Annotated in this window: 11 protein-coding genes; 5 read left to right on the forward strand and 6 right to left on the reverse strand. The window is 72.4% G+C overall.

Annotated features, from left to right (window positions below; translation table 11 throughout):
• The first annotated feature begins 80 nt into the window (after window positions 1–80).
• Entirely contained in the window at window positions 81–1724 is a 1644-nt protein-coding gene (locus ACZ7MY_RS33630; RefSeq protein WP_499607487.1) for a PucR family transcriptional regulator, read from the forward strand.
• 36 nt (window positions 1725–1760) lie between these two features.
• Here ACZ7MY_RS33630 and ACZ7MY_RS33635 read toward each other — a convergent pair whose 3' ends face one another.
• The 4 genes from ACZ7MY_RS33635 to ACZ7MY_RS33650 form a co-directional block, all read right to left on the reverse strand.
• Entirely contained in the window at window positions 1761–3293 is a 1533-nt protein-coding gene (locus tag ACZ7MY_RS33635; RefSeq protein ID WP_499607490.1) for an NCS1 family nucleobase:cation symporter-1, read from the reverse strand.
• Window positions 3294–3360: 67 nt separating this feature from the next.
• The gene (locus ACZ7MY_RS33640; RefSeq protein WP_499607493.1) at window positions 3361–4383 is read right to left on the reverse strand and encodes a TIGR03842 family LLM class F420-dependent oxidoreductase; all 1023 of its coding nucleotides are present in this window, start codon (window positions 4381–4383) and stop codon (window positions 3361–3363) included.
• A gap of 32 nt (window positions 4384–4415) precedes the next feature.
• Window positions 4416–5816 (reverse strand): dihydropyrimidinase, encoded by a 1401-nt coding sequence (gene hydA, locus ACZ7MY_RS33645; RefSeq protein ID WP_499607496.1) that lies wholly within the window; start codon window positions 5814–5816, stop codon window positions 4416–4418.
• A 17-nt stretch (window positions 5817–5833) separates the two neighbouring features.
• A complete protein-coding gene (locus tag ACZ7MY_RS33650; protein WP_499607498.1) occupies window positions 5834–6676 on the reverse strand; it encodes a nitrilase-related carbon-nitrogen hydrolase in 843 nt (280 codons plus the stop codon).
• Window positions 6677–6976: 300 nt separating this feature from the next.
• Between ACZ7MY_RS33650 and ACZ7MY_RS33655 the strand changes: the two genes are divergently transcribed.
• Together ACZ7MY_RS33655 and ACZ7MY_RS33660 are read left to right on the forward strand one after the other, a co-directional pair.
• Window positions 6977–7648, forward strand: a complete 672-nt coding sequence (locus ACZ7MY_RS33655) for an ArsR/SmtB family transcription factor (protein ID WP_499607501.1) — start codon at window positions 6977–6979, stop codon at window positions 7646–7648.
• A 133-nt stretch (window positions 7649–7781) separates the two neighbouring features.
• Window positions 7782–8507 (forward strand): SRPBCC family protein, encoded by a 726-nt coding sequence (locus ACZ7MY_RS33660; RefSeq protein WP_499607504.1) that lies wholly within the window; start codon window positions 7782–7784, stop codon window positions 8505–8507.
• A 119-nt stretch (window positions 8508–8626) separates the two neighbouring features.
• On the opposite strand, the gene ACZ7MY_RS33665 is transcribed toward ACZ7MY_RS33660, so the two are convergent.
• Window positions 8627–10846 (reverse strand): NADP-dependent isocitrate dehydrogenase, encoded by a 2220-nt coding sequence (locus ACZ7MY_RS33665; protein WP_499607506.1) that lies wholly within the window; start codon window positions 10844–10846, stop codon window positions 8627–8629.
• Window positions 10847–11114: 268 nt separating this feature from the next.
• Here ACZ7MY_RS33665 and ACZ7MY_RS33670 point away from each other — a divergent pair, with 268 nt between their 5' ends.
• On the forward strand, window positions 11115–12491 hold the full coding sequence (locus ACZ7MY_RS33670) for an MFS transporter (RefSeq protein WP_499607509.1): 1377 nt from the start codon (window positions 11115–11117) through the stop codon (window positions 12489–12491).
• Between the two features lie 77 nt (window positions 12492–12568).
• Window positions 12569–12997 (forward strand): VOC family protein, encoded by a 429-nt coding sequence (locus ACZ7MY_RS33675; protein ID WP_499607512.1) that lies wholly within the window; start codon window positions 12569–12571, stop codon window positions 12995–12997.
• On the opposite strand, the gene ACZ7MY_RS33680 is transcribed toward ACZ7MY_RS33675, so the two are convergent.
• Window positions 12988–14916, reverse strand: coding sequence for a helix-turn-helix domain-containing protein (locus ACZ7MY_RS33680; protein WP_499607515.1), 1929 nt, complete (start codon window positions 14914–14916; stop codon window positions 12988–12990). The two genes, ACZ7MY_RS33675 and ACZ7MY_RS33680, sit on opposite strands and share 10 nt — an antisense overlap.
• Between the last annotated feature and the right edge of the window lie 9 nt (window positions 14917–14925).

Raw genomic sequence — 14925 nt, forward strand, 5'->3', positions numbered from 1 at the left:
GCATCCGCGCGGACGGCGCCGCGCGGGGTGCGGGTGATTAGACTCCCACCCCTGGCGGCACGAGGAACGGGCGTGGGCGCGTGAGCGACGGCAGACCGGACACACCCCCGGCGAGCACGGCGGGGCGGCTCACCGTGCGCGACGTGCTCGACCTGGACCTCGTCACCCCCTGGGTGCCGGAGGTCGTGGCCGGTTCCGCCCATCTGCACCGCGCGGTGCGCTGGCTGCACGTGGCCGAGGCGCTGGACGTCGGCGTCATGCTCAGCGGCGGGGAGATGGTGCTGACCACCGGTCTGCTGCTGGCGGGCGACGAGCGGGCGCAGCGCGAGTACGTCGAGTCGATGCAGCGGGCCGACGTCGCGGCGGTCGTCCTGGGTCTCGGCCGGGCGTTCCGCACCACGCCCGAGCCGATGCGGCGGGCCGCCGAACGCTGCGGGGTACCGCTGATCGTGCTGCACCGGCCGGCGCCGTTCGCGCGGCTCACCGAGGAGGTGCACGCCCGCCTGGTGCACGGCCGGTTCGCCGCGCTCGACCTCTCCGACCGGGTCCGCTCCTCGCTGACCGCCCTCAACCTCTCCGGCGCCGGCCTCCAGCAGGTCCTGGACGAGATCGCGGCGCACAGCGGCTGTCCGGCCGTCGTCGTCAACCTCGCGCAGCGCGTGCTGGCCTCGGCCGGGGACAAGGGATCGCTCAACGACCTGCTGCGCGACTGGGAGCGGGTCTCCGGTCAGGTGGCCGAACTGGCCGGCAGAGGCGCGGTGACGGTCGGCCCGGACGGCTGGGTCGTCGCACCGCTGGAGGCCCGGGGCCGGCAGTGGGGGCGCCTGGTGCTCTTCGGCCACCACGGCCCCGAGGAGTTCGGCCGGGTGCTGGGCGCCCGCGCCTCGGAGGCGCTGGCGATGCACCGCCTCCTCGGCGACCAGGACCGGGGCTGGGAGGACCAGGCCGCGGAGTCCCTGCTGCACGACCTGGCGACCGGCACGGCCCGCCCCGAGCAGTTGGTGACGCGGGTGCGCGCGGCGGGCCTCCCGGTCAACCGGCGTACCTTCGTGCCCGTCGTGGTCCGCCCCCTCGGCCCGCCGCCCGGCGGCCGCGACGACCTGCCGGAGCTGATCGAGCACGTGCTGGCCGAACATCCCGGCGTCGCGGGGCTGGTGGCGCGGACCGGCGCCGCCGGCACGGCGGTCCTGCTGAGCATCCCCGCCGGTCAGGACGCCGACGCCGCCGTGCACAAGGTCGCGCTGCGGGTGCACGAGGAACTGGCCGGGCGCGGCCGTACGGCGGTGGTGGGCGCGGGGTTCGGCTGCGGGGAACTGGACGAGGTCCGCCGTTCCTTCGTGGAGGCGGTGCACGTGGCGGACGCGGCGGTCGCCGGCCCCCCGGACGCGCCGGTGGCCCGGCTGCGCGACGTACGGCTGCGCGGCCTGGTGCGCCTGCTGCGCGACGAGCCCGAGCTGCAGGCCTTCATCGGGCGGGAGCTGGGCCCCCTGCTGGGGAACCCGGCGCTGCTGGAGGTGCTGCGCACCTATCTGGCGACGGGCCGCAACAAGTCGGCGGCCGCCCAGGTGCACCACGTCAGCCGGCCCGCCCTGTACCGGCGGCTGCAGAGCATCGAGGCGCTGCTCGGCATCGACCTGGACGACTGGGAGCAGCTCACCTCGCTCTACGTGGCGCTGCTCGCGCACGAGGCGCAGAGCGCCGCGGGGCCCGGGTCCGGCCGCTGACGTGTCGGGCCCGGGCCCCGCGGGCGCGGCGCCGGTTCAGTCCTCGCGCTGGGGCGCGAGACGGCTGAGCAGGACGTACACGAGGAGGGAGGCGGCGAGGCCGACGGCCCACCCGTAGTCCGCGAGCGGCTTCAGGAAGGGAATCATTCCGTCGACCGGGAACGGCCCCTGCTTGACGCCCTTGGCGTCGAGTCCCGAGTGCGAGCCGCCGATGGCGAGGACACCGCCGACGACGAAGGCCGCCAGCGCCCGCCAGTTCCAGCCGCCGTCGTACCAGTAGCGGCCCTCGGACCTGTAGAGGTCGGCGAGTTCCAGCCGTGTGCGGCGCAGGATCCAGTAGTCGGCGATCAGGATGCCGGCCACCGTGCCCAGCAGGCCGCCGACGGTGCCGAGCCAGGTGAAGATGTACGCCTGCGGGCTGGCCAGCAGCTTCCACGGGAAGATGACGACGCCGACGACCGCGGTGATCAGCGCGCCGGTGCGGAAACTGATCCTGCGCGGCGCGATGTTGGACAGGTCGAAGGCGGGCGAGACCACGTTCGCCGCGATGTTCACCGAGAGCGTGGCCACCAGGACCGTGATCAGCGCGAAGAGCACCGCCGCCCAGTTGTCGAGCTTGGCCGCCAGCGCCACCGGGTCCCAGATCGGCTCGCCGTACACCGCCTGCGAGCCGGAGGTCACCAGCACCGACAGCAGCGCGAACAGCGTCATCGTGGTGGGCAGCCCGAGCGACTGCCCCCACAGCTGGGCGCGCTGCCCGGCCGCGTAGCGGGTGAAGTCGGGGATGTTGAGGGAGAGCGTCGACCAGAAGCCGATCATGCCCATGAGGGCGGGGAAGAAGACCTTCCAGAAGTCACCGCCCCAGCCGAGGGCGGAGGGCTGGTCGAGCAGCGGGCCGAGGCCGCCGGCCTTGTTCGTCATCCAGATCAGCAGCGCGATCGCGCCGACGATGACGAAGGGGGCCGCCCAGTTCTCGAACCGTCTCACCATCTCCATGCCGCGCACGATGATCGCGACCTGGATGATCCAGAAGACGACGAAGGACAGCCACTGCGTCCACGGGTATCCGCCGATCGTCCCGGCGTTCGCCCACGAGTCGCCGAAGAGCTTCCCGGCGAGCAGGAAGATGCCGGAGCCGCCGATCCAGGTCTGGATGCCGAACCACACGCAGGCGACCGCCGCCCGGACCAGGGCGGGCAGGTTGGCCCCGCGCACCCCGAACGACGCCCGGGCGAACACCGGGAAGGGGATACCGTACTTGGGGCCGGCGTGGCCGGTGAGCAGCATCGGCACCAGCACGATGACATTGGCGAGGGCGATGGTGAGCACCGCCTGCTTCCAGTCCATGCCGAGGGCGACCAGGCCCGAGGCGAGGGTCCAGGAGGCCACGTTGTGGGCCATGCCGACCCACAGGGCGGTGAAGTTGTACGTGGTCCACTTCCGCTGGGCGAGCGGTACGGGCAGCAGGTCCTCGTTGGCGTAGGGGCCGGTCGGGACGGCGTCGGGCGAGAGCTCGACGCGGCCCTCGGCCCCGGCTCTTCCGGCGGGGGGTGGAGCGGTGGCTGTCATGGCAGCCCCCTTCGTTCGAGGGGTACGGGGATCGAACGTGCCGTGCGGGGGGATGGCGGGCCGGGGATCAGGCGCGGAGCGCGGGGATGACGGTGGAGCCGTAGACGTCGATCACGGACTCCTTGGCGTCCTGCATGTCGTACAGGGCGAACTGGTCGACACCGAGGGCCTGCAGGGCGCGCAGCTTCTCGACGTGCTGCTCGGCGGTGCCGATGAGGCAGAAGCGGTCGACGATCTCGTCGGGGACGAACGCGGTGTCGGGGTTGCCGGTGCGGCCGTGGTGCGAGTAGTCGTACCCCTCGCGGGCCCGGATGTAATCCGTGAGCTCCTGGGGGACGGCGCTGGACACCTCGCCGTACTTGGAGACGAGGTCGGCGACGTGGTTGCCGACCATGCCGCCGAACCAGCGGCACTGCTCACGGGCATGGGCCAACGCCTGCGGGGAGTCGTCCTCGGTGACGTACGCCGGCGCGGCCACGCACACCTTCACCTCGGCCGGGTCGCGGCCGGCGGCGACCGCGGCGTCCTTGACCGCCTTGACCATCCATTCGGTCAGGTAGACGTCGGCGAGCTGCAGGATGAACCCGTCCGCCTTCGCCCCGGCGACCGCCAGCGCCTTCGGCCCGTACGCCGCCATCCACACCGGGAGTTCGGCACCGGGCCGCACCCACGGGAACTTCACCACCGTCCCGCTGCCGAGGTCGGCCTCGCGGCCCTCGGCGAGCTCGCGGATGACGTGCATCGCCTCCTCGATGCGGGCGAGGGTGTTGGGCCTGCGGCCCGCCACGCGCATCGCCGAGTCGCCCCTCCCGATGCCGCAGATCGTCCGGTTGCCGAACATCTCGTTCAGCGTGGCGAAGGTCGACGCGGTCACCTCCCAGGTCCGGGTGCCCGGGTTGGTGACCATCGGGCCGACGACCAGACGTTCGGTGTTCGCCAGGATCTGGCTGTAGATGACGAACGGCTCCTGCCACAGCACGGTCGAGTCGAAGGTCCAGCCGTGGCTGAAGCCGTTGCGCTCGGCGCGCCGCATCAGCTCCACGACCCCCGCGGCGGGCGGGTCCGTCTGCAGGACGAGACCGAAATCCATTGCTGCGCTCCCTGGGTGGCTCGACGGGGTGGCTAGACGAGGTACTGGCAGGTCTCACGGGTCTGGTAGCGGCCGTGGCCGGCCCGGCCCAGGTAGCGGTCCTGGTCGACGACGACGGTGCCGCGGGAGATCACGGTGCGGGCTTTGCCGCGCACGCGCTTGCCCTCGTAGGCCGAGTAGTCGACGTTCATGTGGTGGGTGGCCGCGGAGATGACCTGCTCCGCGTCCGGGTCGTAGATCACGATGTCGGCGTCCGCGCCCGGCGCGATGGTGCCCTTGCGCGGGTACAGACCGAACATCCGCGCCGGCGTCGCGCAGGCGATCTCGATCCACCGGCGGCGGCTGATCTGACCGTCCACCACGGCCTGGTGCAGCAGGTCCATCCGGTTCTCCACCCCCGGCAGACCGTTGGGGATCTTCGAGAAGTCACCCCGGCCCAGCTCCTTCTGCCCCACGAAGCAGAACGGGCAGTGGTCCGTCGACACCACCTGCAGGTCGTTGGTCCGCAGGCCCTTCCACAGCGCCGCCTGGTGCTCCTTCGGCCGCAGCGGCGTCGAGCACACGTACTTGGCGCCCTCGAAGTCCGGCTCCGCCAGGTTGTCCGTCGACAGGAACAAGTACTGCGGGCACGTCTCACCGAAGACGTTGAGGCCGCGGTCGCGCGCCGTCGCCAGCTCCGCGACGGCCTGCTCGGCGGAGACGTGCACGACGTAGAGCGGCGCACCGGCCACCTCGGCCAGCCGGATCGCGCGGTGGGTCGCCTCGGCCTCCAGCAGCTCGCGCCGTACCTCGCCGTGGTAGCGGGGGTCGGTCTGGCCCGCGGCAAGGGCCTGTTCGACCAGGACGTCGATGGCGATGCCGTTCTCGGCATGCATCATGACCAGTCCGCCGTTGGCGGCGCCGCGCTGCATGGCCCGCAGGATCCTGCCGTCGTCGCTGTAGAAGACGCCGGGGTACGCCATGAACAGCTTGAAGGAGGTGACCCCTTCGTCGACGAGGAGGTCCATCTCTTTGAGGCTGTGCTCGTTCACGTCCGACACGATCATGTGGAACGCGTAGTCGACGGCGCAGTTGCCCTCGGCCTTCGCGTGCCAGGTGTCCAGACCGGCGCGCAGCGACTCGCCCACCGACTGGACGGCGAAGTCCACGATCGTCGTCGTACCGCCCCAGGCGGCGGCCCGGGTACCGGTCTCGAAGGTGTCCGAGGCGAAGGTGCCACCGAAGGGCAGCTCCATGTGGGTGTGCGCGTCCACACCGCCCGGGATGACGTACGTCCCGGTCGCATCGATCACGGTGTCGGCCGTCCAGCCCTCGGCGACCGTGCTGTCGGCGGCGGCGAGGGCGACGACCTTCTCGTCCTCGACGAGGACGTCGGCGTGGACCTCGTCCGCGGCGGTGATGACGAGGCCGCCGCGGATCAGGGTTCGGCTCACGGGTTCCCTCCCTCTCCTCAGGCCTCGGTCAGCGGACCGTAGGCGTCGGGGCGGCGGTCGCGGTAGAAGGCCCACTGCTGGCGGACCTCCTCGATCCTCCCGAAGTCCAGGTCGCGCACGAGCAGTTCCTCCTCCTTGTCGGAGGCGACGTCGCCCACGAACTGGCCGCGCGGGTCGACGAAGTAGGACGTGCCGTAGAAGTCGTTGTCTCCGTACTCCTCCTGGCCGACCCGGTTGATGGCGGCGACGAAGTACTCGTTGGCGACGGCCGCGGCCGGCTGCTCCAGCTGCCACAGATAGGAGGAGAGCCCGCGCGAGGTGGCGGAGGGGTTGTAGACCAGCTCGGCGCCGGCGAGGCCGAGCGCCCGCCAGCCCTCGGGGAAGTGGCGGTCGTAGCAGATGTAGACGCCGACCTTGCCGACGGCCGTGTCGAACACCGGCCAGCCGAGGTTGCCGGGCTTGAAGTAGTACTTCTCCCAGAAGCCCTTGACCTGCGGGATGTGGTGCTTGCGGTACTTGCCGAGATAGCTGCCGTCGGCGTCGATCACGGCGGCGGTGTTGTAGTAGAAGCCCGCCTGCTCGATCTCGTAGACCGGGACGACCATCACCATGCGGAGCTCCTTGGCGAGCGCCTGCATCCGCACGATCGTCGGGCCGTCCGGCACCGGCTCCGCCCAGCGGTAGTGCTCGGGCTCCTGCACCTGGCAGAAGTACGGGGCGTTGAACACCTCCTGGAAGCCGATGACCTGCGCCCCCTGGGCCGCGGCCTCACGGGCGTAGCGCTCGTGCAGGTCGGTCATCGACTCCTTGTCGCCGGTCCACTTCGTCTGGACGAGCGCGGCGCGCACTACTCGACTCATCGGTCTTCCCTCCGACGTCGCGGCAATGGGCGGGCCGCGGAGGTGAACTCCGGGCCGCTTGACGGCTGACATTAGGAGCCGTGCGGTGCGGGGTGGAGTACCACGGTGTAACGCGATGGGGCCCCCGGCGTTCCGCCGCGTCACCTGCGCGGACACCGCCCACCGGTGTGTCAGGGGCGTTCGCGCGGCAGGTGAAATCGGCGTTTCGTCCCCCGCGCCGGCGTTACCGGCCGGTGTCCGCGACCAGCCGACAAGAAATGTGGGCTGGACAAAATAATTTGTCGGTGAGATGGTGGAGCCATGTTGGACGTGAGCGTGATCGAGGACTCGGCGGCCGCCGCCGCCACCCTGGACCCCGTACGGGCCCGCCTCCTCGCCGAGCTGGCGGAGGGGCCCGCGTCGGCGGCCATGCTCGCCGCCCGGGTCGGGCTGCCCCGGCAGAAGGTGAACTACCACCTGCGGACACTGGAGGCGCACGGCCTGGTCGAACTGGCCGGCGAGCGCCGCAAGGGCAACGTCACCGAGCGGTTGATGCGGGCCACAGCGGCCTCGTACGTGATCTCCCCGCTCGCGCTGGCCGCCGTCCAGCCGGACCCCGGGCGCTTCCGCGACCAGTTGTCCGCGCGCTGGCTGCTGGCCGTCGCCGCCCGCCTCGTCCGCGACGTCGGCACCCTGATCACCGGCGCGGACCGGGCCCGCAAGCGGCTGGCGACGTACGCCCTCGACGGGGAGGTGCGCTTCGCCTCCGCCGCCGACCGGGCCGCGTTCGTGGAGGAGCTGACCCGCGGGGTGAGCGCGCTGATCGCCAAGTACCACGACGCGGACGGCGAGGGCGGCCGCGACCACCGCATCGTGGTGGCCCTCCACCCCACCGTCAAGGAACCCGCCCCCGGGCCCGCGCCCGGGGAGACCGCACCGGCAGCAGTCGAGGCGTCCCCCGGAGCGGAGCCGCCCCGGGCCGAGCTGCCCTGAGCACGACCGCCCGGTGCGGCCCGTGAACCGTCACGTCCGGCACCGCACCGCCGGGCACCGCCCCGCCCCACCGTCCATCACCCACCACGCCGCCCGGGCGCCCGAGCCCGTCCCACGAGGAGCGAGCAGCATCATGTCCAAGGAATTCGAGATCGTCCGCGAGTTCGCGACCGAGGCCGGTCCGGAAGAGGTCTGGGAGGCCGTCACCACCGGCTCGGCCGGCTGGCTCTGGCCCCAGGAGTTCGAGCCGCGCAAGGGCGGCGCCGCGTCCTTCGGCGGCACCATCACCGCCTGGGACCCGCCGCACCACCTGATCGCCCGCGCGGAGGACCTCGAAGCCGCGCGCCAGACCTTCAACCAGCTCGAGCACGTCATCGAGGAGCGCGAGGGCGGCGGTGCCTGGGTGCGCTACGTCCACAGCGGCGTCTTCGTGGACGACTGGGACAACCAGTACGACGGCGCGAGCAAGCACACCGACTTCTACCTGCACACCCTGCGCCAGTACCTGACCCACTTCACCGGACGGCCGGCGGCCTTCGCCACCGTCAACGGGCCCGCCGCGTCCACCGCGCCGGACGCCCTTGGCGTCGTCACCCGGGCCCTCGGGGTGCCGGACGACGCCGCCGAAGGCGCCGGGGTACGCGTCGAACTGCCCGGCGCCGGGCCGGTGGAGGCCGTGGTGGACTACCGCGACCGGTACTTCGTCGGCCTGCGGACCGGCGACGCGATGTACCGCGTCTTCGGCCGCAACCACTGGGGCGCCCCGGTCGGCGTCAGCGTGCACGACTTCGCCCCCGGCGCGGACGGCGAGCGGGCCGGCGAGCGCTGGCAGGCGTGGCTGGACGGCGTCTTCGCGTAGTCGCGTAGGGCACGCCCCGCCCCGGACACGCGAACCGCCCCGGCTGGATCACCAGCCGGGGCGGTTCGCGTCGTCCTGCCTTCGCGCCGCGCCGCGTTCGCGTCGTCTCGCGGCTCGCGTCAGGCGAGCGTCGCCAGCGCCTCGTTGAAGGTCGCGGACGGGCGCATGACGGCCGCGGCCTTGGCCGGGTCGGGCTGGTAGTAGCCGCCGATCTCCGCCGGGGAGCCCTGCACGGCGATCAGCTCGTCGACGATCGTCTGCTCCTTCTCGGTCAGCGTCTGGGCGAGCGCGCCGAAGGCCTTGGCCAGCTCCGCGTCGTCCGTCTGCCCGGCCAGCTCCTGGGCCCAGTACATGGCCAGGTAGAAGTGGCTGCCGCGGTTGTCGATGCCGCCGAGCCGGCGGCTGGGCGACTTGTCCTCGTTGAGGAAGGTGCCCGTGGCGCGGTCGAGGGTGTCGGCCAGCACCTGGGCGCGGGCGTTGCCCGTGGTGGTCGCCAGGTGCTCGAAGCTGACCGCGAGGGCCAGGAACTCGCCGAGGCTGTCCCAGCGCAGGTAGTTCTCCTTCACCAGCTGCTGGACGTGCTTGGGCGCGGAGCCGCCGGCGCCGGTCTCGAAGAGGCCGCCGCCGTTCATCAGGGGCACGACCGACAGCATCTTGGCGCTGGTGCCCAGCTCCAGGATCGGGAAGAGGTCGGTCAGGTAGTCACGCAGCACGTTGCCGGTGACGGAGATCGTGTTCTCGCCGCGGCGGATGCGCTCCAGGGAGAACTTCGTCGCCTCGACCGGCGACTTGATCTCGATCTGCAGGCCCTCGGTGTCGTGCTCCGGCAGGTACCGCTCGACCTTGGCGATCAGGTTCGCGTCGTGGGCGCGCTCCGCGTCCAGCCAGAAGACCGCCGGGTCGCCGGTCGCGCGGGCGCGGGTGACGGCGAGCTTGACCCAGTCCCTGATCGGGGCGTCCTTGGTCTGGCAGGCGCGGAAGATGTCGCCCGCGGAGACGGCCTGCTCCAGCACGACGTCGCCGGCCTGGTCGACCAGGCGCACCGTGCCGGTGTGCTGGACCTCGAAGGTCTTGTCGTGGCTGCCGTACTCCTCGGCCTTCTGCGCCATGAGGCCGACGTTGGGCACCGAGCCCATCGTCGAAGGGTCGAAGGCGCCGTGCGCGCGGCAGTCGTCGATGACGGCCTCGTAGATGCCGGCGTAGCTGCTGTCCGGGAGCACCGCGAGGGTGTCGGCCTCCTGGCCGTCCGGGCCCCACATGTGGCCGGAGGTGCGGATCATGGCGGGCATGGAGGCGTCGACGATGACGTCGCTCGGGACGTGCAGGTTGGTGATGCCGCGGTCGGAGTCGACCATGGCCAGGGCCGGGCCCTCGGCCAGCTCGGCCTCGAAGGAGGCCTTGATCGCCGCGCCGTCGGACAGGGACTCGACGCCCTTGAGGATGCCGCCGAGGCCGTCGTTCGGGGTGAGGCCGGCCGCCGCGAAGGCCTCGCCGTACTGGGCGAAGGTCTTGGGGAAGAAGGCGCGGACGACGTGGCCGAAGACGATCGGGTCGGAGACCTTCATCATCGTGGCCTTCAGGTGCACCGAGAACAGGACGTCCTCGGCCTTGGCGCGCGCGACCTGCTCGCCGAGGAACTCGCGCAGCACGGCGACGCGCATGACGGAGGCGTCCACGACCTCGCCCGCCAGCACCGGCACGGACTCGCGCAGCACGGTGGTGGTGCCGTCGTCACCGACCAGCTCGATGCGCAGGGCGCCGTCCTCGGCGATGACGGCGGACTTCTCGGTGGAACGGAAGTCGTCGGCCGTCATGTGCGCGACGTTCGTCTTCGAGTCGGCCGACCAGGCGCCCATGCGGTGCGGGTGCGCCTTGGCGTAGTTCTTCACCGAGGCGGGGGCGCGGCGGTCGGAGTTGCCCTCGCGCAGGACGGGGTTGACGGCGCTGCCCTTGATCTTGTCGTAGCGGGCGCGGACGTCCTCGTCCTCGTCGGACTTGGGGTCGTCCGGGTAGTCGGGCAGCGCGTAGCCCTGCTCCTGCAGCTCCGCGATCGCGGCCTTCAGCTGCGGGATCGAGGCCGAGACGTTCGGCAGCTTGATGATGTTGGCGGCCGGGGTCTTGGCGAGCTCGCCGAGCTCGGCGAGGGCGTCGGCGATGCGCTGGCCCTCCTCCAGGTACTCGGGGAAGCTCGCGATGATGCGCCCGGCCAGGGAGATGTCACGGGTCTCCACGGCGACTCCGGCCGTGGAGGCGTAGGCCTGGATCACGGGCAGGAACGAGTACGTCGCCAGCGCCGGCGCCTCGTCGGTGTGCGTATAGATGATGGTCGAGTCAGTCACCGGGTGCTCCGCTCCACGTCTGCAACATTGCTCGACATCAAGATATCTCGTGAGCGCGCATCACTCGAATGGACCCTCCCGGGGTCAGGCGCCACCCCCGGCGCCGGGCCGGGGCGCGCCGGGCGTCCCGGGGCGCGCGCTCATGGTGCCCGCCCGGATACCCGGCGGCGCAACTGTGGTGTTCCACCACATGGGAGCGTGACGTGGCCGTTCCTACGGTGTGGCGACATCGGAAACGTCCCCCGTCCCCCGCCCGGAAGTGGTGACCATGGCAACCCCGGCACCCGCGCCCACCGCACCCGGCTCGCTCCGCAGAATCGTCGCGGCGAGCCTCATCGGCACCACCATCGAGTGGTACGACTTCTTCCTCTACGGTTCCGCAGCCGCGCTCGTGTTCAACAAGCTGTTCTTCCCCGGCGAGGAACCCCTGGTCGGCACCCTGCTGTCGTTCCTCACCTACGCGGTCGGCTTCGCCGCCCGCCCGGTCGGCGCCCTGGTCTTCGGCCACTACGGGGACCGTCTCGGCCGCAAGCGGCTGCTCGTGCTGAGCCTGCTGCTCATGGGCGGCGCGACCTTCTGCATCGGCCTGCTGCCCACCTTCGCCACGATCGGCGTCGCCGCTCCGGTGCTGCTCACCGTGCTCCGTCTGGTGCAGGGCTTCGCCCTCGGCGGGGAGTGGGGCGGCGCGGTGCTGCTGGTCTCGGAGCACGGCGACGCGAAGCGGCGCGGCTTCTGGGCGTCGTGGCCGCAGACGGGCGCGCCGGCCGGCCAGCTGCTCGCCACCGGTGTGCTGTCCGCGCTGACCGCGCTGCTCTCCGACGAGGCCTTCACCTCGTGGGGCTGGCGCGTCCCGTTCCTGCTCTCGGGCGTGCTCGTGATGGTGGGGCTGTGGATCCGGCTGTCGGTCGACGAGTCGCCGGTGTTCAAGGCGGCGCTGGCCAGGGCGGAGGCGCGCCGGACGGAGGAGTCCGCGATGGAGCGGCTGCCGCTGGTCTCGGTGCTCCGCGACCACTGGCGGGACGTCCTGGTGGCGATGGGTGCCCGCATGGCGGAGAACATCAGCTACTACGTCATCACCGCGTTCGTGCTGGTCTACGCCACCGAGCACGCGGCTCTGGGCAAGCAGACCGCGCTCAACGCCGTGCTCATCGCCTCCGCGGTGCACTTCGCCGTGATCCCCGCCTGGGGCGCGCTCTCGGACCGCGTCGGACGCAGGCCCGTGTACCTGCTGGGCGCCGCGGGCGTGGGGCTCTGGGCCTTCCCCTTCTTCGCGCTGATCGACACGAAGAGCTTCCCGGCCCTGCTGCTGGCCGTCACGGGCGGTCTGGTGCTGCACGGTGCCATGTACGCGCCGCAGGCGGCCTTCTTCACGGAGATGTTCGCGACCCGCATGCGCTACTCCGGTGCCTCCATCGGTGCCCAGTTCGCCTCCGTGGCCGCGGGCGCCCCGGCGCCGCTCATCGCCACGGCGCTGCTCGCGTCCTACGACAGCTCGGTCCCGATCGCGCTGTACGTGATCGCCGCCGCCCTGCTCACGCTGATCGCGGTCGGCGTGGCCAAGGAGACCCGCGGCCGCGACCTCGACGCCGTCGAGGCCGGGGCGGCGCAGGACGCCCCGCTGGCCCCGTCGGCCCACGCGGGCTGACCCGGGTCGGCCGCCGTTCCCCCACCCCCGATGCGTGGACCCCGCCGTTGTCAGTGGCGGGGTCTACTGTCGTTACCGTGAGTGACGGAGGAGTGATGACGGGGGTGCTGCACCATGTCGAGTTGTGGATTCCGGACCTCGAGCGCGCGGACGCCGAGTGGGGCTGGTTGCTGGGCGAGCTCGGCTACGTCCCCCACCAGCGGTGGGAAGCCGGCCGCAGCTGGCGTCTGGGGGCGACCTATATCGTCGTCGAACGGTCGCCGGACCTGGTCGACCGCTTCGAGGGGCGGCACGAGCGCCGCGCGCCGGGGCTGAACCACCTCGCCTTCCACGTCGCGGGCCGCGCGGAGCTGGACGCGCTGGTGGCACGCTCGCCGCTGCACGGCTGGACGCTGATGTTCCCCGCGCTGCATCCGTACGCCGGGGGCGAGCGGCACTACGCCGCCTACCTGGAGAACGCCGACGGCTTCGAGGTGGAGCTGGTCGCGGACCCGGATCAGTCCTGACCTGCGGGGCCGGGCGGTTCCTGCCGTCCGGCCGCCAGCCCGTGCAGGCGCAGCGCGAGCTGGATCTCCAGTGCGCGCTCCGGGGACTGCCAGTCGGCGCCGAGCAGGTGCGAGATCCGCTCCAGGCGCTGCGCGACGGTGTTGACGTGCACGTGGAGGGCGTCCTTGGTGCGTACGGGGCTCATCCCGCTGGCGAAGTAGGCGTCCAGGGTGCGCACGAGTTCGGTGCCGCGGCGGGCGTCGTAGTCGGCGACGGTGCCGATCGTGCGGTGTACAAAGCCGTCGACGTCGCGCGACTCGGTCAGCAGCAGGCCGAGGAAGCCGAAGTCGTCGCCCGCGGCGCCCTCACCGGCCCGGCCGAGTGCGCGCAACGTGTCCCCGCAGCGCTGCGCCTCCGCGTAGGCCAGGGCGACGGAACCGGGACGGCCGGCCGGCGAACGGACGGGGCCGGACGCCCCCACGGTGACGGCCGCCTGCACCGCCGTGCCCAGCTGCTGGGCGACGCGGCGGGCGGTGGCGGAGGCGTCGGAGCCCGGTTCCAGCGGGAGCAGCAACACCGTGCCGCCGTCGCGCGCGGCGGCGAGGCCCCGCCGGGTGGCGGCGAGGTGGGAGGCGGCCGACCACAGCCGCTGCCGGTCGGCGGCGGCTCCGGCGTGCTCCTCGTCGACGCGGGCGGCGAGCACGACGTGCGGGGCGTCGAGGTCGGCGCGCAGCCGGCCCGCGCGTTCGCGCAGCAGACCGGGGTCGCGGTGCGGGGCGTCGAGCAGGTCGTCCAGGAGTTCGCCGCGGAAGCGTTGCTCCGCCTCGGCGGCGGTACGCCGGGCGAGCAGCAGCAGGGAGGTGACCATCGCGGCCCGCTCCAGCGTGCGCTGGTCGACGGGATCGAGTCCGGGATGGCCGTGCAGCACCAGGGCGCCCAGCAGTTCACCGCCCGCGGTGACGGCGGCGGTCCAGGTCTCGCCCTGCCGTACGGCGTGGCCGTCCTTCCGGGAGCGGGCGACGGCGTCGGCGAGCGCGTCGGGCACGGGGTCGCGGTCGGTGCCGACGACCCGCACCGTCCCGGAGAGCACCTCGGCGACGGCGTCCGCGACGTCGTCCACCCCGCCGCCGCGCAGGACGAGTTCGGTGAGCCGGTCGTGCACCTCGGAGGCCCGTTCCAGCACGGCGCTGTGGTCGCGGATGGTGTCGTTGGCGGTGCCGAGGTCGGCGAGCGCGGAGCGGGTCTCGTCCAGCAGGTTCGCCGTGTCGATGGCGACGGCGGCGAGCGAGGCGAGGGAGGCCAGCAGGGCGATCTGGCCGCGTTCGAAGACCCGGGCCCTGCGGTCGGCGGCGTACAGCACACCGATGACGCCGGTGCCCAGCACGAGGGGGACGCCGAGGATCGCCACCAGTCCCTCGTCGTGCACGGCCGAGTCGATCGGGTGGGTGTGCCGGAAGCGCTCGTCGTCGAAGTAGGACTCGGTGACGTAGGGCAGCGCGGTCTGCGCGACCAGGCCGCCGAGCCCCTCCCCCATCCCGAGCCGCACCCGCTGGAACTCGGCGGAGACCGACCCCTCGGTGACCCGCATGTAGGTGTCCCCGGCCTTGCGGTCGATCAGGCTGAGGTAGGCGACGTCCGTGCCGAGCAGGGACCTGGCCCGCTGCACGATGGCCTGCAGCACCGAGTCCAGGTCGCGCAGCCCCGCGAGGTCGCCGGCGGTCTCGAAGAGCGCCGACAGCTCGGCCTCGCGCCGCCGCCGGCCCTCCAGTTCCGCGCGCACGCGCAGGGCCAGCAGCTTGGCCTGCTCCATCTCCGCCAGCACGGCGGGCGGCGCGCCCGCGGCCCTGGCCGCGAGGACGGGCCGCTCGTACTCCTCGGCCGGTGCCCCGCGGGCGAGCAGCCGCAGGAAGGGCGCGTCGGAAGGGCTGTGGGGAGCCATGGTTCCGCC

The sequence above is a fragment of the Streptomyces sp. NPDC111520 genome, from assembly GCF_055635295.1.